Source organism: Bradyrhizobium genosp. L (assembly GCF_015624485.1).
Taxonomy (GTDB): Bacteria; Pseudomonadota; Alphaproteobacteria; order Rhizobiales; family Xanthobacteraceae; genus Bradyrhizobium.
On the sequence record NZ_CP061378.1, the window covers coordinates 2,162,549 to 2,182,182 of the forward strand.

The following is a 19,634-nucleotide window of genomic DNA, read 5'->3' on the forward strand; positions in this document are numbered from 1 at the left end:
CACCCTGAAAGGGGGAGGGTGGGGTGGGGGGTTGCTCTCCGCGAACGCTGGCGTTTGTAGAGGCAGGATCCCCACCCGGTCTGCGCTTGCGCGCCGTCCGACCTCCCCTTTTCAAGGGGAGGTGAAGAAAGCGCGCGCCTAGTTCAAGCTCGCGCTGGCGGCAAAGCTGCGGTCGACGGCCTTGCCGACATCGAGCGTCTTGGAAAGAATCCCGTACCGCGCGGCGCGATCCGACGCCGCTTGCACTTCCTTCACCACGGCCTCATCGATCGCGATCGGGCTGGTCTTCTGCGCGGTATACGCCGCGAGCAGCACGTCCTCCGGCAGTTTGGTCAGCTCCGCCGTGCTCTTGGCATACTCCGCGAGATGGTCGAGCGACCACAGCCGCGCCCTGTTCAGCCGCTGCACCAGATCCTGCACCGCCGCGCGCTTGGTCGCGATCGCGTTGTCGGAGGCGACGATGAAGGTGATGGTCGGCGTCAGGCCCTCGCCATCGGCGACGACACGGGCCTTGTCCTTCAGCGTCGCGTAGGAGACGTAGGGCTCCCACACCGCCCAGCCGTCGATCGAGCCGGCGACCAGCGCGATCTTGGCGTCGACCGGGCCGAGCGGCGCGAAGGTCGCGTCCTCGACCCTGTTGCCGGTCTTCTCCAGCGTCGCGTCGATCAGGAACTGGCCCCAGCCGCCGCGGGTGCCGGCGAGCCGCTTGCCCTTCAGATCATCAGCGGTCTTGATCGGCGAATCCGCGCGCACCAGGATCGCCTGGGTCTTGGGGTCGGCACGCGTTCCGCCGATCGCCTTGATCGGCGCGCCGGCGGCGTAGACCGAGAGGAACGCGAGATCGCCGGTATAGCCGACATCGAGCGCGCCGGCGTTGAGCGCCTCGAGGATCGGTGCCGCCGCCGGGAATTCCGACCATTCGATCTTGTAAGGCAGGTCCTTGGCAAGCCCGGAGATCTCCAGCAGCGAGCGGTTGCCGCCCTTCTGGTCGCCGACTTTCAGCACGATCGCGTCAGCGGCGAAGGCCGCGGCCGATGTCGACAGTGTGATCGCCGCCGCAATCAGCACGGCGGCGGTGCGGCGGGTGAGGGAGTGAGAACTTGGGCGGGTGAGTTTGCGCATATCCGTTTCTTTCTGATTCATTCGCTGCTCGGCGGGAAGCGCGTCAGCGTTCGACAAGGTTGATGAGCAGATTGTGCGCCGTCAACGAAACGGAAAACTGAATTGTTGCGCTGCGCGGCAAGGATCGCCTCGTTGCGCATGGTGTTCGTAGAACGCCTCACGCGCACACTGGCGAAACGCTCAAACGTGATGCAATCGATGCCGCTGCGGCGTGTCCCGTTGCAGAAATCACGGCGAAAATCCTTTCATCGTCGCGCGTTGCGATCGTGGAGATATCAGCTGCCTCGCCGACAACATTCGAAATTCCATTTCATTGACGATGAACTTATCGCGCCGCATCATTTGCGCGTTGCCGAGAGAGCAATAGCGCCGGAGAGATCGGCTTTTTCTAGACCATGAGCTTCGAACGACGGGGCGTGCAGACGGCGACGTCTGCGCGCAGGGCGCGGAGCGTTGCCGAAATGCAGGAGTGATTGATGTCGCGAAATAACAAGACGGTGATGGATCGCCGCACCTTGCTGCGCGCGGGTGCCGCCGCAGCCCTTGCCGCGCCGATCGGGACGATGGGTGCGCAAGCTTTCTCGCCCCGTGCGGTGCGGCCTGCGATCGACCTCACGGAATTCCCGATCTGCAAGACGGCCTCCGACGCGTCGCCATTGTCGGGGGCGCCGCGCAAGCTGAAGCTGTCGTGGAACGCCGGCGCGGTCTGCCTCGCGCCGCTGCCGGTCGCGATCGACTACGGCTTCTTCCAGAAGCAGAACCTCGACGTCGAGCTCGTCAACTATTCCGGCTCGACTGACCAGCTCTTGGAGGCGATCGCCACCGGCAAGAGCGACGCCGGTCTCGGCATGGCGCTGCGCTGGCTCAAGCCGCTGGAGCAGGGTTTCGACGTCAAGATCGCCGCCGGCACCCATGGCGGCTGCATGCGGGTCTTGACCCGCGGCGATTCCGGCGTCGGCAAGCTCGCCGACCTCAAGGGCAAGGTCGTTGCGGTCGGCGACCTCGCCGGTCCCGACAAGAACTTCTTCTCGATCCAGCTTGCCAAGCTCGGCATCGACCCGGTGAGGGATGTCGACTGGCGCGCCTATCCCGGCAATCTGCTCAACGTCGCGGTCGAGAAGGGCGAGGTGCAGGCCTTCCTGTCGTCGGATCCGCTGGCCTATCTCTGGCTCAAGGATATCAAATACAAGGAGGTCGCCTCCAATCTCGACGGCGAGTACCGTGACAAGAGCTGCTGCATCGTCGGTCTGCGCGGCAGTTTGGTACGGGAAGAACCCAACGTCGCGCGCGCCATCACCCAGGCGCTGCTCGATGCCGCGATGTTCACCGCGCAGAATCCGGACAAGGCGGCGAAATCGTTCCAGCCCTATGCGCCGAAGGCGGCGAGCCTCGCCGATCTCGAGGCGATGGCGCGCTACCACACCCATCACCATCATCCGACCGGCGAGGTGCTCAAGCGCGAGCTGAAGGCTTACGCCGACGATCTGAAATCGGTTCAGGTGTTCAAGCAGAGCACCGATACGGCCAAATTCGCGGAGCGGATCTATGTCGACGTATTCAGTGTCTGACACGGCGGCCGCGCCGCGCGCCGCCTTCATCGTCTCGAACATTTCCGGCAGCTACGGTGTCGGCCTCGCGGCGAGCCTCACCTGGCTCGCTTTCGGGCTGTCATGCCTGTACTGGCCTGATCTCGGCGACTGGTCGCGCACCTCCTCGCTCGGCATCGGCGCCATCGTCGTCGCCGCCTTCATCCTGTTCGGCACGTTTGGCGCCGACTATCTCGGCAGCGCCGGCGAGGCGTTGCGCAAGCGCGCGCCGTGGCTTACTGCGCTCGGCGTCGTCTTCACATTGTGGGAAGTCGCCACCGCAAAATTTGCCTGGCTGCCGTTGCCGTTCTTTCCGCCGCCGCAGGCGATCCTCGAGGTCTACACCGACGATCTGCCGAAACTGCTCGATAGCGTGTTCGCCTCGATCAAGCTGCAGCTCGGCGGCTATATCGTCGGCGCGGCCGTCGGCTTCCTGACCGGTGTCTCGATCGGCTGGTCGCAAAGGATCGGCTACTGGGTGCATCCGGTGCTGCGCTTCATCGGCCCGTTGCCGGCGACCGCCTGGCTGCCGATCGCCTTCTTCAGCTTTCCGTCGAGCTGGAGCGCCTCGACCTTCCTGATCGCGCTCGCCACCGGCTTCCCGGTGACGGTATTGACCTGGTCGGGCGTCGCAAGCGTCAGCAGTGCCTATTACGACGTCGCGCGCACGCTCGGTGCAAAACCGTCGTTCCTGGTGCTGAAGGTCGCGATCCCCGCAGCGCTGCCGCATGTGTTCGTCGGCTTGTTCATGGGGCTTGGCTCGTCGTTTGCCGTGCTCGTCGTCGCCGAGATGATCGGCGTCAAGGCCGGGCTCGGCTGGTATTTGCAATGGGCGCAGGGCTGGGCGGCCTATGCCAACATGTACGCGGCGCTGATCGTGATGTCGCTGCTCTGCTCCGGCGCGATCACGCTGCTGTTCCGCACCCGCGACCGCCTGCTGGTCTGGCAGAAAGGCGTCGTCAAATGGTAGCGCAAGCCGCCGCTGAAGCGATTGCCTATCCGGCGGTCGGCGCCGAGCTCGATGTCGAGGGCGTCAGCCACGCCTTCGATATCGACGGCGTGGCCTTGCCGGTGCTCGACAATGTCAATCTCGCGATCGCGCCGGGCGAATTCGTTGCGCTGCTCGGCCCGTCCGGCTGCGGCAAGTCGACCTTGCTGCGGCTGGTCGCTGGGCTGGAGAAGCCGCGTGCCGGTACGTTGCGCGAGGATGACGTCCGCATCGCCGGCCCGCATCCGTCGCGTGTCGTCGTGTTCCAGGATCCGACCTTGTTTCCATGGCGTTCGGTCTGGGACAATGTCGCGCTCGGGCTGGAGGCGCAGGGCATCCTGAAGGCGCAGCGCCATCGGGTCGATGACGTCATCGAGCTGGTCGGTTTGTCCTCGTTCCGCAACGCTTATCCGCACCAGCTCTCCGGCGGCATGGCGCAGCGCGTGGCGCTGGCCCGCGCGCTGGTCAACGATCCCAAGATCCTGGTGCTCGATGAGCCGCTCGGCAAGCTCGACTCGCTGACGCGGATCGCGATGCAGGCCGAACTCGTGGCGCTGTGGCAGCGCAAGGGCTTTACCACGCTGCTCGTCACCCACGACGTCGAGGAGGCGCTGGTGCTCGCCAACCGCGTCATCGTGCTGTCGGATCGCCCGGCGCGGATCAAGGCTGACATCGCGGTGGCGCGGCCGTATCCGCGACATCGCGGCGATCCCCATCTGGCCGAACTGCGCAAGCAGATCCTCAGCCTGCTCGGACTGGAGGCGACATGGTGACGACCTTGGCCAAGGAGCTGCCGCAGGCCTACGAGCCCGAGCATATCGCGCGCGCCTTGCAGCTTGCCGACGCGATTGCCGCGCGGGCGCCCGCGTATGACCGCGACGCCAGCTTCCCGTTCGAGAACTTTGCCGATCTCTCGCGCGAGGGCCTGCTGGCCTTGACCGTCCCGGCGGCGCTCGGTGGCGTCGGGGTTGGCGCCCGCGATGCCGCGCGCGTGCTCGGCATCATCGGCAAGGCCGATCCGTCGACCGCGCTGGTGCTGTCGATGCACTACATCCAGCATCTGGTGATGGCGCGCTCTACGCGCTGGCCCGGCCGTCTCTCGCGCAAGCTCGCCAGGGAGGCGGTCGAGGGCGTGTCGCTGATCAACGCGTTGCGGGTCGAGCCGGAGCTCGGCTCGCCTGCGCGCGGCGGCTTGCCGGCGACGACGGCGCGGCGTACCGAGACCGGCTGGCGGCTCTCGGGAAAGAAGATCTATTCGACCGGCGCGCCGATCCTGAAATGGTACGCGGTCTGGGCCAAGACCGATGAGGCCGAGACGCGTGTCGGATTGTTTCTGGTGCCGGCCGGATTGCCGGGTACCCGGATCGAGGAAAGCTGGGATCACCTCGGCCTGCGCGCCAGCGGCAGCCACACCGTGATCTTCGACGACGTCGTGTTTCCGCTGGATTACGAGATCGACGTCCGCAAGCCCGACGACTGGGCGGTTCCGGATTTCACCCAGGCCACCGTGCACGCGATCTTCGTCGCCGCGATCTATGACGGCATCGCCCGCGCCGCCCGCGACTGGCTGGTCGGCTTCCTCAGGGAGCGCGTGCCCGCCAATCTCGGCGCGCCGCTCGCGACCCTGCCGCGCATGCAGGAAGTGGTCGGCGGCATCGAGGCGCGGTTAGCCGTCAATGCCCGGCTGATCGAGAGCTTTGCCGCCGATTTCGATAACGGCTTCCAGCTCTCGGCGATCGAGTCTAACATCATCAAGCTGACGGTGACCAATAATTCCGTCAAAGCGGTGGAGGACGCCTTGCAGCTGACCAGCAATCACGGTCTGTCGCGAACCAATCCGCTGGAGCGGCATTATCGCGACGTGCTGTGCGGCCGCGTCCACACCCCGCAAGACGATTCCACCCGTATCTCCGCCGGACGTCTGGCGCTGGGCGTCTGAAAAAAACAGTCAACAAACCGGAGCTTTCTGTCATGTCCGTCGAGTTCATCGGCTTCGTCACCAACAACAATTCCTCCGAGATCATCGTGCGCTCGGGTCCGATCCTCAATCCGCCCTATATCGAGACGGTCGCGAAAGCCCATGAGCTCGCCGGCTTCGACCGCGCGCTGCTGGCGTTCCATTCGACGACGCCCGACGCACTGCAGGTCGCGCAGCATGTGCTGACCATCACCAAGACGCTGAAGGTGATGATCGCACAGCGCCCGGGCTTCACGGCGCCGACGCTCTTGGCGAGGCAACTCGCGACGCTCGACCAGTTCTATGGCGGCCGCGTCTCGCTGCATGTCATCACCGGGGGCAACGCCATCGAGCTGCGCCAGGACGGCAACACACTCGACGACAAGGACGAGCGCTACGCCCGCACCGACGAGTTCCTCGACGTGGTGAGGCTGGAATGGACCAGCGAGAAGCCGTTCAACTACAGCGGAAAATACTACAACGTCGAGAACGGTTTCTCGCAGGTGAAGCCGCTGCAGAAGGGCGGCATCTACACCTTCGTCGGCGGTGGCTCGGACGCTGCGATCGAGGTCGCCGGCAAGCATGCCGATACGTTCGCGCTGTGGGGCGAATCCTACGCCCAGGTGCGCGACGTCACCGCACGGGTGCGTGCCGCCGCGGCCAAGCACGGCCGGCCGACGCCGCGCTTCAGCCTCTCGGTGCGGCCGATCCTCGCGGATACCGAGGAGAAGGCCTGGAAGAAGGCCGACGCCATCCTCGAGCGCGCCACCGCGTTGCAGGACCAGACCGGTTATCGCCGCCCCAATCACGCCACCGACGGCGCCAAGCGGCTGCTCGCGCTCGCCGACCAGGGGGCGCGCATCGACAAGCGGCTGTGGACCGAGATCGCGAAATTGACCGGCGCCAACAGCAACACCACGGCACTGGTCGGCACGCCCGAGCAGGTCGCCGAAGTGTTCGCCGACTATTACGACCTCGGCGTCAGCCATTTCCTGATCCGCGGCTTCGATCCACTGGTCGACGCCATCGACTATGGCCGTGAGCTGATCCCGCTGACGCGCAAGCTGATCGCGGCGCGCGACGAGCAGCGCGGGATTGCGGCAGAATGATCCGTCCTCTCGTCGCGGCGGCGCTCGCGCTCGCCGACGAACACAGGACCATCGACCTCTACGACCGGCAGAAGATCAACGCGGCTGATATCGTGGACAGGTCGTTTGGCGCAGCGGTCGAGACGGGCGCCGGGCTGTAGGCATTTTTTGCAAGCGTCGTCCTGGCGAAAGCCAGGACCCATTACCCCGGATGGCGGTTGTTGTACGACGCTGGGGGCCGCGATTCCGCTCACCACCAAATTCGGTGGTAATGGGTCCTGGCTTTCGCCAGGACGACGGGTGTAAAAGATTTCGGAATAATGGAAGAATACCTCTGATTTGCCCGACGTGTCAAGTTGCCGTGTCGAACGGTGTCGGTAGCACACGATATGTCCGGTTTACGTAGCACACGATCTGTCCGGTAATTCTCGTGCCCTTTGGAGGGGCATGTGATGCGCCGGACGGAAGCCCTTCAGGGTGTGCGCATGATCAAGTTTCTGGACATTTTGGGCCGGTACGAGGCTTTGGAGTTCAACCAGTTGGAAGCAGCGGAGCTTTTGGGTGTCGGTGAACGGACGTTTCGGCGGTGGTGTCAGCGCTACGAAGAGGACGGCGAGGCGGGGTTGCTGGATCGTCGGCTCGGCAAGGCTTCCGGCCGGCGGGTTCCGGTTGACTGTGCAGACGAGGTGGAAGCGCTTTATCGCACGCGCTACGCCGGCTTCACGGCGAAGCATTTTCACGAGCATCTGGTGAAGGATCATCGCTTCAATTGGAGCTACACCTGGACCAAGACCTTCCTGCAGTCGAAGGGGCTTCTGAAGAAGGCCCGCCGCCGCGGCGCACACCGACGCAAGCGTCCGCGCCGGCCGTTACCGGGGATGCTTCTGCATCAGGACGGATCGCGGCATCAATGGCTCGAAGGGCAGCCGATGTTCGATCTGATCGTGACCCTGGATGACGCGACGAGCGCAATCTATTCGGCGTTCCTCGTCGAGGAAGAAGGTACCGGCTCGACCTTCCGCGCGCTGGAGGAAGTGTTTGGCCGGCATGGCCTGCCATTGAGCCTCTACACCGATCGGGGCTCGCATTACTTTCAGACGGCGACGGCTGGCGGCGCGGTCGATCGCGTGGCGCTGACCCAGGTCGGCCGGGCGCTGGCACATCTGGGTGTCGAACATATCGCGGCTTATTCGCCGCAAGCGCGGGGCCGTTCCGAGCGTGTCTTTCAGACGCTGCAAGACCGGCTGACCAAGGAGCTGGCATTGGCCGGGATCGCCACGGTGGAGGCCGCCAATTTATTTATTCGCGAGGTCTACCTGCCGGCCCACAACGCCCGTTTTGCCGTCAAGCCCGAGCAGGACGGCAGCGCTTTCGTCGCGATTGCGGGTATCGATCTCGGCGAGATTCTTTGCGTGCAGGAGGAGAGGCAGGTCGGCAACGACAATTGCGTGTCGTTCAACCGCTTGAAGTTGCAGATCCCGGAGAGTCCTTTGCGCGCGCATTTCGTCAAGGCGCGGGTCAAGGTCCGTCAGTACCACGACGGCACCCACGCCATCTTCCACGGCCCGCGTTGTCTCGGTCGCTATGACCGCAGCGGCGCGGCCGTGGACATACCGATTGCCGCTTAAATCCGCTCGGCGGCGAGCCTGTGGACGGCATGGACAAGTCTGCGACTTGCCCACCCCGCCCACAGGAGAACAAAAGCAGACGAAGCGGACATTTGATGTGCTACCAAAACCGGCCAACTCAATTAGCTATCGACAGTTGCCGTGTCGAACGGCGGCGGCGGCACCTTTGCATGGGGTTGTTTTCGACATTTTGGCAGCGCCGCCGTCTTGTTGCCGCTAACGAAGCCGTGATCCCAAAATATCCGTTCACTCGGCGTCGGGCGCCGGCAAGGATTTTCTTCGTTTCCGGCCCGCGGAAGCCACAACATTGCTATTTTTGCCGCGCCCTTGCCGACCTCTCCCGCACCGCCAGATCAAATAAACCAACAATCGAGTCCGGGAGATCACCGTGGGCCTTCAAGAAACTCGCATCGAGTCGCTGCCGTTCGTTACCGCCGAACTCAATTACCTCGCACCGACGCCGGGCAAGCCCCGGACCTACGCTTTCGATCCGCCGCCCGGCGAACCCAGATCCACCGCGCTGCCCGAACCGCACAATGTCCCGATCTTCGACGGCCGCCTGATCGCGGACGGCTTCTCGCTGGATCGCGAGGGCTTTGCGCTGGTCAAGCATCCGACCGCGGTCAGGGATTTCTACGACGACAATGAAGTCCGCAAGGTCTACTACCCGGCGGTCGAGGCCTTCCTGAAGGCGACGCTGAAGGCCGACCGGGTCTTCATCTTCGATCACACCGTGCGCAAGCGCGTCGAGGGTGCGGCGGATATCCGCGGCGCCGGTCCGCGCCAGCCCGCGACCCGGGTCCACGTCGACCAGACCGCGGTCTCCGGCCATAACCGCGTGTTCGAGCATCTGCCCGGTGAGGCCGAGCAGTTGATCAAGGGCCGCGTCCAGGTGATCAATCTGTGGCGGCCGATCCGCGGGCCGTTGCGCGATTCACCACTGGCGATGGCCGACGGCACGACGGTGGCACCCGAGGATCTGATCGCCTCCGATTTGATCTATCGGAACCGCAGCGGCGAGACCTATTCGGTGAAGTACAATCCGAACCATCGCTGGTTCTACATCCCCGAGATGATGCCGGACGAGGCGATCCTGTTGAAGTGCTACGACTCGGCGACCGACGGCCGCACCCGCTTCGGACCGCATACGGCGTTCATCGATCCGACCACGCCGGCCGACGCCGCCCCGCGCGAAAGCATCGAGCTGCGCACGCTGGTGTTCCACAAGCAATAGACGCCACCTCACCCCGCACCAATGATCGTCATGCCCGGGGCAAGCCCGGCCATGACGGGGCGGGCTGCTCTGCGCGCATCAGCGCTGGTTGGCACCGTCCGCCCGATAGTGCTACGCCCTCCCCAAAGACGCTCGGGGGAGAGGCGATTCGTGGACGGCGTGGCGGCGACGGAAGAAGCGGGGCTCGGTTTCCGCGCCCTGGTTCTTGCACTCCTGGCATTGGCTTGCGGCCACATGCTGTCGACACTGCTGCGGACCATCCCGGCGATCAGCCTCGATCTGATGGCGCGAGATTTCGGCACTTCGCCGCAGGCGCTCGCAAGCCTCACCTCGATCTATCATTTCTCCTTTGCCGCTTCGCAGGTGCCGGTCGGCGCGGCGATGGATCGCTTTGGCGTGCGTCCGGTGTCGCTGAGCCTGTTGGCCGGAACCGTGGGCGGGACGCTGGTCTCGGCGCTTGCCACAGGTCCGGCAAGCTTTGTGTTCGGGCAACTCCTGCTCGGTGTCGCTACCTCCGGCATGCTGATGTGCCCGATGACGCTGGCGGCCAAGCAGATGTCGGCCGCAAAATTCGGCCTGTGGTCCGGCCTGATCCTGTCGATCGGCAATATCGGCATGCTGCTGTCGGCGAGCCCGCTCGCCTTCGTGGTCGATCAGTTCGGCTGGCGCGCCGGGTTCTGGGTCTCGGCCGGATTCGGCGTCGCGGTGCTGTTCGCGGTATTCGCGCTGGTGCCGCGGCAACCGGCCGCGCATGCCGACGATTCCTCGCCACTGCAGCAGATGGGTGAGGTGCTGCGGCTCGGCCTGTCGCGCGGCCTGCGCGGGCTGATCGCGCTGTCGCTGGTCTCGCTCGGCGCCTCGCTGGTGTTGCGCGGCCTCTGGGGCGGGCCGTGGCTGATGGACGTCAAATCGCTGAGCCGCATCGAGGCCGGCAATGTCCTCGGCGTGTTCACACTGGCGCAGATCATCGGCCCGATCTGCGTCGGCATGCTCGATCGCAGGTTCGGACATCGCCGCACCATGGTGGCGGTCGCGCATATGCTTGCCGCGCTGCTGCTCGCGCTGATGGCAGCCGGAGCGCCGCATTTCCCGGTCTCGAACCTGTTCGGCGTCGCCGTGATGCCGTCGCAATACGACCTTCTGCTGCTGATCCTGATTGGCCTTGCCACCTCGGCGCAACCGCTGATCTTCGGCATGACGCGGCAACTGGTCGATGCCCAGAACACCGGCAAGGCGCTGTCGGCCGTCAACCTCGCCTTCTTCCTCGGCGCCGCGCTGATGCAGTCGACCACCGCCGGCGTCGCGGCGCTGTTCGGCCTGCCCGCCGTGCTGCTGTTCATGGCGGCTGCGCTGCTGATCGGGACCGCGCTGTTCCTGATCTATACGCGAAGCTAGATGGTCCGCGCCTGCTTGCGGATCTCGTTGGCCAGCGGTCTCAGGGAGTCCGCGGCCTTCGGTCCCACAAGGCTATAGCCCATGCCGCCATCGGCCCAGGCGAAACCCGCGACACCGCCGCTCGTATGCGGCGCCATCGGCGCGTTCTGATCCGTCGCCATCGGGCGCGTCAGCATCACCAGCCGGTCGCCATGGTCGTCGTCATACATGAACATCGCCGCGGGGCCGTGCGCGGTCGGCACCACGCGACCGCCCATGAAGCGGTAGCCGGACTGCGACAGGTCCGGCAGCTTGACCGGCTGACGCAGCCGGCTCGAGACCCACGCGGCGAGCTCGGTCGAGTCGCGCAGCTCGACCGGGCGGCTGCGATCGGAAGCGTAGACATGGTAGGAATCGCTTGCTTCCTGCGCGAGCGCGGCCAGTCCGCCGGCCGGTGGCAGCGTTTCACCGCGGATCACCCATCCACTGACGCCGCCGATCGCGAGCATCAGCATCGCCGCGATCGCCCAGCGGATTGAGGAGGGGCGCCGGCGCCGGCTCTCGATGATCCTGGACAGGTTGAGCTGCGGCGGCAGCGGCTCTTCCGCGATCGGCGCCAACGCCGAACGCAACAGGCGACGCTGCTCGGAATAATCGGCGATGCGCTTTGCGACATCCGGATGGCCCTCGAGATAGGCAGCGACCTCGGCCTCGCGTTCTGGCTCGAGGGCCCGATCGACGTAGGCGTGCAGATCGTCTTCCGCGATCGGGCGATTGCTCATGAATTGCTCCGCAACTGCACGACATTGCTTGGCTGGATTCCGGCGGACCTTTCGAGCTCCTGCTGCAATCTCTCGCGCGCCCGCGACAAGCGCGACATCACGGTGCCGACGGGAATGTTGAGGACGTTGGCCGCCTCGGCATAGCTCAGGTCCTCGACGGCAACCAGCAGCAGCACCGCGCGCTGCTCGTCGGGCAGCCTGGAAAGCTTCCCCATCACGTCCTGATACATCAGCTTCTGTTCCTGCTCCGCATTCTGCCCGATCGCGTGTTCGGGCGCCTCGTCGATGGTGACATGCTGGCCACGCGTTGCCGCGCGGCGGAACTGGTTGACCGCGAGATTGTGCAGGATCGCAAACAGCCACGGCCGTGGATTGCCGTCCTCGCGCCGCTGGTGCCAATGCCCAACGGCGCGCTCGAGGCAGTCCTGCACCAGATCGTCGGCGGCCGCGTGGTTGCGGACCAGCGCGCGCGCATAGCGGCGCAACGCTGGAATCACCGGCTCGATCTGGCGCAGCATGTCGCTCATGGGGCCTGAACCTGGACGACCGCGCCGAGCTTCGATGGCTCTCCGGCCGCGATCACGAGATAGCGCTTTTCGGCCTTCACCGAGCTTTGCACGATCTGCCGGATCGGACCAGCGGCGTTGACGATCGCAGACCCCGCAGGGTTGGTCATGAACGCCGCGAGCGGCTCCACCATGCCGCCGCCGTCGGCATGCTCGGCGAGCCCCAGCACGTAGCGCTGCTTCGGCTCGAGGCCGGTGACGGAGGCCTGCACGATCTGGATCAGGCCCTGGTCGAACAGCGAGACGCTGGTCGGCGACGTCGCGCCCTTGACCTCCTGTTTCGGCGCGAGCGCGAGGTGCGCGACCTGGCCGGCGACGCCGAGGCTTTGCAGGTTCGTCCGGTCGTCCGGATTGGGCGCGGCCTCAGGCACATAGGCGATCGCCTGCGGCGCCTGGCCGATCGGGATGTTTGATATCACCTTGTTGGTCGCGGTGTCGATCGCAGCCAGCGCGTCGGCATTCTCGAGGCCGACATAGATCCGTGTGCCGTCGCCGGACGGCCAGATGCCGTGCGGGAGATTGCCCACGGGAATGGTGGCGACTTGCGAGAAGTCGTCGGTCCTGAACACCTTGACCTGGTTGGTGCCGCCGATCGTCACATAGGCGAAGGTGCCCTTGGGGGTCCTCGCGAAGTTGACGTGGTTGGTGATCGGCCCGGTGTCGATGGTCTTGATCGGATTGAACGGCGGCTTGGCGTTGAACACCTGGGTCTTGCCGATATCCTTCAGCGTGAACCAGACCTGCTCGCCATCGGGCGTCGCCGCGATGTTCGGGCAGAACGGGCTTTCCTGCTTCACCTTTGCGACGATCTGGTGGTCGGCAACCGAGACGACATCGGTCTCCGGATTGAACGACGAGCAGATGTAGCCGTATTTGCCGTCGGGTGAGAAGATCTGCATGCCCGGCCCGGGTGGCACCTCGATGCGTGTCGTTTCCTTGAAGCTCTGCGCGTCGATCACCGAGATGTAGTTCTCGCCGCGCACGGTGACCCAGACCTCCTTGCCGTCGGGGGTGAAGAACGCCTCATGCGGCGAACGCCCGACATAGGTGACGTGCTTGACCGTGTTGGTCGTCGTATCGATGAAGCTCACCGAGTTCGAGCCGATCGAGACGATGGCAAGGGTGCGGTGGTCGGGGGAATAGCCCATGCCGTGCACCAGCACCTGGCCCTTGTAGAGCGGGCTGAAATTGCCCGGCTGCGGGTCGCCGAGCCTGATCACGCCGAGCAGTTTGTTGTCGACGGGATCGGTGACCGACACCGTGTTCGAGAACTGCTCCGCGGCATAGACGCGGTCGTGATGGCTGATCGGGATATCGGCCGCGGATGCGGCGCCGGGCGCCTGTCCGGCGAAGGCGGTGGTCGACATCGCGACCACGGTCGAGGCCAACAGGGCCTTACGGAATTGACGGTTCATCACTTGCTCTCCTGCATCTTCATCTCGTGGGACATGTTCATGTGATCGTGCGCGGGCGGTGCCGCCGGAGCGGCTTGCGTCGGGGCCGGCGCGGAGGCGGTGACCGGCTCGCCGATCGCGAGCTTCATGGCGTCGATCTCCTGCTGCTGCTCGACGATGATCTCCTGCGCGATGCGGCGCAGCTGCTCGTTCTTGCCGTAGCGCAGCTCGATCACGGCCATGTCGATCGCGCCCTGATGGTGCGGCGTCATCATCGCGACGAAATCGCGATCGACGTCGCCGACAGGCTTCGCGGCCATGTCGTTCATCATCTTGGTCATCGCGGTTTCGTTCTCGGCGAGGAAGGCGCTTTCCTCGGCGGAAGTCGGCGCGTTTTGAGCCGGATGATGCTCGTCATGTGCCAGCACCACCGAGGGTGCGGCAAAGGCGAGCAGCACGCGCATGCCGAGCAGCGCGAGGCCGGGTCGGATCAATCGAAAATTCATTGTGTCCACCTGGTCGAAGGGAGCCGGCCCGGGGCCGGCTTGCATGGGTGGGACGCAGTGAGGCGTGTTCTATTCCGTCGCGGTGATCACGACTTGCTGATCGATGGAATCGCCGGCTCGGGCTGATACGGGCCGGTTTGCGATCCGGAGACCTCTGGCTATAAAAGAAGAATCCCGGTTCCGATCGGCCGCATCGCGGCCGCCACCCTGCGCGATCGACGCGCCAACAAGGCAAAAATGTCCCCCAGGATCGATCCGATCACCCGTTCCGTCGTCCAGCATCGCCTGACGTCGATCGTGCGGGAAATGGGCGAAGCCATGCTTCGCACCTCCTATTCGCAAATCCTCAACTCCAGCCGCGATTTTTCGCTCGGCATCTGCGACACAAGCGGACGGCTGATCGCGCAGGCCGATCACATCCCGGTCCATGTCGGCGCGCTGCCTTGGGCAACACTGGCGGTCGAGGAGCGGTTCAAGGATGTTGCGCCGGGCGACGTCATCCTGCTCAACGATCCCTATCAGGGTGGCAGCCATCTGCCTGACCTGACCGCGTTCGTGCCTGTGTTCGACGGCGGCAAGCGGCTGCTCTGGACCATCGTGCGCGCACATCAGAGCGACATCGGCGGCGCCACCCACGGCGCCTACAATCCCGCCGCCACCGAGATCTATCAGGAAGGCATCCGCATTCCGCCGATTAAATTGTATGAAGCGGGCAAGCCGCGCGAAGACCTGCTCGACCTGTTGGCGCTGAACATCCGCAACCCCCGGGAATTCCGCGGCGACCTCGCGGCGATGCTTGGCGCCGCGCATCTCGGCGAGCGGCGGGTGTCGAAATTATTCAGCGAGTTCGGCGCCGAGACCGTCGAGGCCGCGATCGAGGCGATTCTCGACGCCACCGAGCAGCAGACCCGCGCCGTGGTCTCGACCTGGAAGGACGGTGTGTTCCATGGCGAGGCGCTGCTCGATGATGACGGCCACGGCCGCACCGACATCAAGATCGCGGCCAAGGTGACCAAGAAGGGCAGTGACATCGAGGTCGATCTCACTGGCTCCGATCCGCAGTCGACCAGTTTTGTCAATTCATCGCATGCCAACATGCAGGCCGCGGTCGCGATGGCATTCGCCTATCTGATCGACGCCGACATCCCGAAGAACACCGGCGCGCTGCGGCCGCTGAAGGTGGTGGCCAAGCAAGGCACCATCGTCTGGGCCGATCCCGGCCGCCCCGTGACGCTGTGCACCAGCCATCCCTCCAACGAGATCGTCGAAGCGATCATCAAGGCGATGTCGGCATCGTGCCCGGATCGCGTGATGGGCGGCTGGGGCCGTCGCTTCCGCATCGCGATCCAGGGCGAGGACCCGCGCAACGGCCGCAACTTCATCTGGCACATGTTCCAGGCGCGGCCCGGCGGCGGCGCCTCGCCGGGAGGTGATGGCTATTCGTCGATCGGCGAATGGCACTCGGTCGGCGGGCTCAAATTCGGCAGCATCGAGGTCGCCGAGGTGCGCTTTCCCCTGTATTTCCGCCAGCATGAATTCCGCCCGAATTCCGGCGGCGATGGCCAGCATCGCGGCGGCCTCGGCGTCGCGCTCGACATGATGCTGGAGACGGCGAAGCCGGCGAAAGGCAACACCGCCGGCGACGGCGCGCGGCACGGCCCCTGCGGCATGCTCGGCGGAAAAGATGGCGAGCCGCATCACTATCGGCTGCTGTCGGAAGGCCGCGCGCCGCGGGTGCTGAAGACCAAGGAGGTCGGCATCGAGCTCCGCCCCGGCGACTGCCTGGAAGTTCGTTCTTCCGGCGGCGGCGGCTGGGGACCGCCTGAGAAACGTTCCGCGGAGGCGCGCTCGCGCGACGTAGCGCAGGGTCTGGTTTCGAAAGCGGTATAGGGCAGCATGTACACGATTGGCGTAGACGTCGGCGGCACCTACACCGACCTGGTTGCCACGGATCAATCCGGGCGTACCGTGTTCGCGAAATCACCCTCCACGCCGGCCGATCAGTCGATCGGCGTGATGGCGGGATTGGAGGAACTGGCGCGCCGTCTCGGCGTGACGCGCGCCGCGATGCTGGCCGCGACCGATCGGCTGGTGCACGGCACGACGGTTGCGACCAACGCGCTCTTGGAGCGCAAGGGTGCAAGAGTCGCGCTGCTCACCACCGAAGGCCATCGCGACGTGGTCGAGATGCGCGAGGGACTGAAGCCGGATCGCTACGATCTGCGCACGCCGCCGCCGGAGCCGCTGGTGCCGCGCGAGCGCCGTTTTGGTGTCCGCGAGCGGCTGAAGGCCGACGGCAGCGCGGCCATTCCGCTCGATGATGGCGCGCTCGGCGATCTCATCGCCGAGGTGAGGCGGTCCGGCGCGAGTTCGATCGCGGTCTGCTTCCTGCACGCCTATCTCAATCCGGCGCACGAGATGGCCGCAGTCGAACGGCTGACGAAGGAGCTGCCTGAAGTCAGCATCTCGCGCTCCAGTGACGTGCTGCCGCAGATCAAGGAATATGAACGGGTCTCGACCACGATCGTGAACGCCTATGTTCAGCCTACGGTGCAGCGCTATCTCACCAATCTGGAGATGAGCCTCACTGAGGCCGGCTTTGCCGGCTCGCTGTTCGTCGTGCTGTCGCATGGCGGCATGGCACCGGTGGAGGAGGCCTCGCGGCTTGCCGCGGGCACGGTGCTATCGGGGCCGGCCGGCGGCATTTCCGGGAGCCGCCGCTGCGCGGATCTCCTCGGCATTCCCGATCTGGTGCCGTTCGACATGGGCGGCACCTCGACCGACATTTCCCTCATTGCCGACGGCCAGGCCTCGCTCTCCGCCGATGGCATGCTGGCCGGCCAGCGCATCGCGTTGCGCAGCCTCGATATCGCCAGCATCGCTGCCGGCGGCGGCTCGATCGCCAGTGTCGATGGCGGCCGCACGCTGCGGGTGGGACCGGAAAGCGCGGGCTCGGTGCCGGGCCCCGCCTGCTACGGCAATGGCGGCCTGGCTGCCACCGTCACCGACGCCAATGTCGTGCTCGGCTATCTCGATGCGAGTGCCTTCATGGGCGGCGCGCGGCCGCTCGATCGTGCGGCGTCGGAAGCCGCGGTTGATCGGATCGCGCAAGCGCTCGAGCTGTCGCGGATCGAGGCAGCCGCCGGCATCTACAAGATGATCAACCTGAAGATGGCCGACGGCATCCGCCTGATGACATTGCGCCGCGGCGTCGATCCGCGAAAGTTCGCGCTGCTGAGCTTTGGCGGCGCCGCCGGCATGCACGCCGCCGAAGTCGCGCGCGAGCTCGAGATCAGGCGCATCATCGTGCCGACGGTCGCCTCGGTGCTGTCGGCCTGGGGCATGCTGACCAGCGACCTGCGCTACGAGGTCAGCCGCACCCATTATGGTGCGGGCCGGATTTCCGCCGACGAGGTCCGGACGCTGTTCGCGGCCCTGGAGGAACAGGCCGCCGGCCGGCTGCGGTCCTGGTTCAAGGGCGAACTCGCGATCGAGCGTTCGGCCGAGATGCGCTATGGCGAGCAGGTGTTCGAGATCGACGTGCCGCTCGGCGACCTCGATCTCGGCGCCGCAGATCTGGTCGCGCAAATCGAGGACCGCTTCCATCGCCGTCACGAGGAGTTGTACACCTATGCCTCGCGCGGGCAGGAGGTGGTGTTCGTCAACGCCCGCGTCGCCGCGGTCGGCAAGGTTGCCCCGCAGGGCAGCGATGTCGGTGCGGTCACGTCGACCGCCCCATGCGCGCCGCGCGGCAAGCGGCAGGCCTGGCTCGGTGCCTGGCGCGAGGTGCCGGTCTATGCGCTCGACGATCTCAGGCCGGGCCATACGCTCGCCGGTCCTGCGATCATCGAAGCGGAGACCACGACGGTGCTGGTCGACACTGGCGACCGGGTCACGGTCAATCCGCTGGGCTGGCTCGACATAACATTGCGCTGAGGCGGAACTCTGCCATCAACATTTCATTTTTCCGGCGTTGCCTTGGGCGATAAGGTCGGATCGCGCGGGAGGAGCGCCGGCACGCGCCGGCGTTTGTGGCGATGTTGATGCAAACAAGACAACAAACGACGCTTTCGATCATCCTCGTCTTCGCCGCGCTGCTGGCAGCTGCGCCTTTGCGCGCGCAACAGGCCGCGGAGGCCGCCACCGGCGAAATCCGTGTCGGCAATGTCATGCCCTACACCGGTCCGCTCGCGGCATTCGCGACCATCGGGCGTGCGGAAGCCGCCTATTTCGACATGATCAACGAGCGCGGCGGCATCAATGGCCGCAAGATCAAGTTCGTCTCGGTCGATGACAGCTCCAATCCGAACACCGCGATGGAGCAGACCCGCGATCTCGTCGAGAAGCAGAACGTGGCGCTGATGTTCGGCTCGTTCGGCACGCCGAGCAATCTCGCCGTGCGAAAATACCTCAACGAGAAGAAGATCCCGCAGCTGTTCGTCGCCTCCGGCGACGAGGAGTGGGCACATCCGAAGACCTACCCCTGGACCATGGGCTGGCAACCGACCTTCCGCGCCGAGGGGCGGATCTACGCCAACTACATCCAGGCCGCCTATCCCGGCCGCAAGATCGCGGTGCTCTGGCAGAACGACCAGTTCGGCCGCGACCTGTTCCGCGGATTGCAGGAAGGGCTCGGCGACACCGCCGGCATGATCGTCGCCGATCTCGCCTTCGACGCCTCCGAGACCAGGATCGAGAACGAGCTCAGCATCCTGAAGAACTCCGGCGCCGAGATACTGGTGTTCGACGGCGCGCCGGCGATCGCGGCGCGCGCGATCCGCGTCGTCGCCGAGATGGACTGGCACCCGGTGTTCATCCTCGACAATGCGTCGGCCTCGATCGCCAGCGCCTTGCAGCCGGCAGGCCTTCAGAATTCGCTCGGCGTGATCTCGACCTCGTTCCTCAAGGACGCCGGCGACGCCTCCTGGCGGAACGATCCGCAGATCAAGGCGTGGGACGCCTTCATGGACCGATACTTCCCCGATGGCGACAAGGACGACATCTACGCCGTGTTCGGCTACGCCGCGGCCGACACCCTGTTCCAGGTGCTTCGGCAATGCGGCGCCGATTTCTCGCGCGACAACATCATGCGGCAGGCGGCATCGCTGAAGGACTACCACAGCCCGATCGCGCTGCCGGGGATCGTGATCAACACCGGCCCGCAGGATTTCCGTCCGATCAAGCAGATGCGGCTGGTGCAGTTCGACGGCAATGCCTGGCAGCCGATCGGCGACGTGATCGAGAGCGCATTCACGCCGGTGCGGGAGGATAATTAGGGGCGCAATGTGTGGGTTATGCGTCGTCCCGGCGAAGGCCGGGACCCATTACCCCGAATGACAATTGTTGCGCCATGCTGGGGCCACAGCCTGCCTCAACGACGCAATCCTGTGTTATGGGTCCCGGCCTTCG

At 65.4% G+C, this 19,634-nt stretch carries 17 protein-coding genes; 12 read left to right on the plus strand and 5 right to left on the minus strand.

The features are described from left to right. Positions 1-138: 138 nt before the first annotated feature. Positions 139-1,122, minus strand: coding sequence for an ABC transporter substrate-binding protein (locus IC762_RS10085; RefSeq protein WP_195788646.1), 984 nt, complete (start codon positions 1,120-1,122; stop codon positions 139-141). A gap of 476 nt (positions 1,123-1,598) precedes the next feature. Here IC762_RS10085 and IC762_RS10090 point away from each other — a divergent pair, with 476 nt between their 5' ends. The 9 genes from IC762_RS10090 (at position 1,599) to IC762_RS10130 (ending at position 10,998) form a co-directional block, all read left to right on the plus strand. Then, positions 1,599-2,690: an ABC transporter substrate-binding protein gene (locus IC762_RS10090; RefSeq protein WP_195788647.1), complete on the plus strand. Its 1,092-nt coding sequence runs from the start codon at positions 1,599-1,601 to the stop codon at positions 2,688-2,690. After that, positions 2,668-3,678: an ABC transporter permease gene (locus IC762_RS10095; RefSeq protein ID WP_195788648.1), complete on the plus strand. Its 1,011-nt coding sequence runs from the start codon at positions 2,668-2,670 to the stop codon at positions 3,676-3,678. Before IC762_RS10090 ends, IC762_RS10095 begins: the two co-directional genes overlap by 23 nt. After that, positions 3,672-4,469 (plus strand): ABC transporter ATP-binding protein, encoded by a 798-nt coding sequence (locus tag IC762_RS10100; protein ID WP_195788649.1) that lies wholly within the window; start codon positions 3,672-3,674, stop codon positions 4,467-4,469. The genes IC762_RS10095 and IC762_RS10100 overlap by 7 nt, the downstream gene beginning before the upstream one ends. Then, positions 4,463-5,635 (plus strand): acyl-CoA dehydrogenase family protein, encoded by a 1,173-nt coding sequence (locus IC762_RS10105; protein ID WP_195788650.1) that lies wholly within the window; start codon positions 4,463-4,465, stop codon positions 5,633-5,635. The genes IC762_RS10100 and IC762_RS10105 overlap by 7 nt, the downstream gene beginning before the upstream one ends. A gap of 32 nt (positions 5,636-5,667) precedes the next feature. Further along, positions 5,668-6,762: an LLM class flavin-dependent oxidoreductase gene (locus tag IC762_RS10110; protein ID WP_195788651.1), complete on the plus strand. Its 1,095-nt coding sequence runs from the start codon at positions 5,668-5,670 to the stop codon at positions 6,760-6,762. Then, positions 6,759-6,902: a hypothetical protein gene (locus IC762_RS10115; RefSeq protein WP_195788652.1), complete on the plus strand. Its 144-nt coding sequence runs from the start codon at positions 6,759-6,761 to the stop codon at positions 6,900-6,902. Before IC762_RS10110 ends, IC762_RS10115 begins: the two co-directional genes overlap by 4 nt. Before the next feature lie 324 nt (positions 6,903-7,226). Next, positions 7,227-8,369 carry an ISNCY family transposase gene (locus IC762_RS10120; RefSeq protein ID WP_210338433.1) on the plus strand — a complete coding sequence of 381 codons (1,143 nt, stop codon included), beginning with the start codon at positions 7,227-7,229 and terminating at the stop codon, positions 8,367-8,369. Positions 8,370-8,757: 388 nt separating this feature from the next. After that, entirely contained in the window at positions 8,758-9,603 is an 846-nt protein-coding gene (locus tag IC762_RS10125; protein ID WP_195788654.1) for a CmcJ/NvfI family oxidoreductase, read from the plus strand. A 159-nt stretch (positions 9,604-9,762) separates the two neighbouring features. Further along, the gene (locus IC762_RS10130; RefSeq protein WP_246801633.1) at positions 9,763-10,998 is read left to right on the plus strand and encodes an MFS transporter; all 1,236 of its coding nucleotides are present in this window, start codon (positions 9,763-9,765) and stop codon (positions 10,996-10,998) included. Here IC762_RS10130 and IC762_RS10135 read toward each other — a convergent pair. Genes IC762_RS10135 through IC762_RS10150 form a run of 4 tightly spaced genes read right to left on the minus strand, consistent with a single transcriptional unit; the run spans position 10,995 to position 14,225 of the window. Beyond that, on the minus strand, positions 10,995-11,759 hold the full coding sequence (locus IC762_RS10135) for an anti-sigma factor family protein (protein ID WP_195788656.1): 765 nt from the start codon (positions 11,757-11,759) through the stop codon (positions 10,995-10,997). The two genes, IC762_RS10130 and IC762_RS10135, sit on opposite strands and share 4 nt — an antisense overlap. Further along, a complete protein-coding gene (locus tag IC762_RS10140) occupies positions 11,756-12,286 on the minus strand; it encodes an RNA polymerase sigma factor (protein ID WP_195788657.1) in 531 nt (176 codons plus the stop codon). The genes IC762_RS10135 and IC762_RS10140 overlap by 4 nt, the downstream gene beginning before the upstream one ends. Continuing rightward, positions 12,283-13,740, minus strand: a complete 1,458-nt coding sequence (locus IC762_RS10145; protein WP_195788658.1) for a YncE family protein — start codon at positions 13,738-13,740, stop codon at positions 12,283-12,285. The genes IC762_RS10140 and IC762_RS10145 overlap by 4 nt, the downstream gene beginning before the upstream one ends. Continuing rightward, on the minus strand, positions 13,740-14,225 hold the full coding sequence (locus IC762_RS10150; protein ID WP_195788659.1) for a DUF305 domain-containing protein: 486 nt from the start codon (positions 14,223-14,225) through the stop codon (positions 13,740-13,742). The genes IC762_RS10145 and IC762_RS10150 overlap by 1 nt, the downstream gene beginning before the upstream one ends. A 237-nt stretch (positions 14,226-14,462) precedes the next feature. Here IC762_RS10150 and IC762_RS10155 point away from each other — a divergent pair, with 237 nt between their 5' ends. The 3 genes from IC762_RS10155 (at position 14,463) to IC762_RS10165 (ending at position 19,501) form a co-directional block, all read left to right on the plus strand. Further along, positions 14,463-16,115 (plus strand): hydantoinase B/oxoprolinase family protein, encoded by a 1,653-nt coding sequence (locus IC762_RS10155; RefSeq protein WP_195788660.1) that lies wholly within the window; start codon positions 14,463-14,465, stop codon positions 16,113-16,115. A 6-nt stretch (positions 16,116-16,121) separates the two neighbouring features. Beyond that, positions 16,122-18,161, plus strand: a complete 2,040-nt coding sequence (locus IC762_RS10160; protein WP_195788661.1) for a hydantoinase/oxoprolinase family protein — start codon at positions 16,122-16,124, stop codon at positions 18,159-18,161. Between the two features lie 107 nt (positions 18,162-18,268). After that, a complete protein-coding gene (locus IC762_RS10165; protein WP_195788662.1) occupies positions 18,269-19,501 on the plus strand; it encodes an ABC transporter substrate-binding protein in 1,233 nt (410 codons plus the stop codon). Positions 19,502-19,634 lie beyond the last annotated feature (133 nt).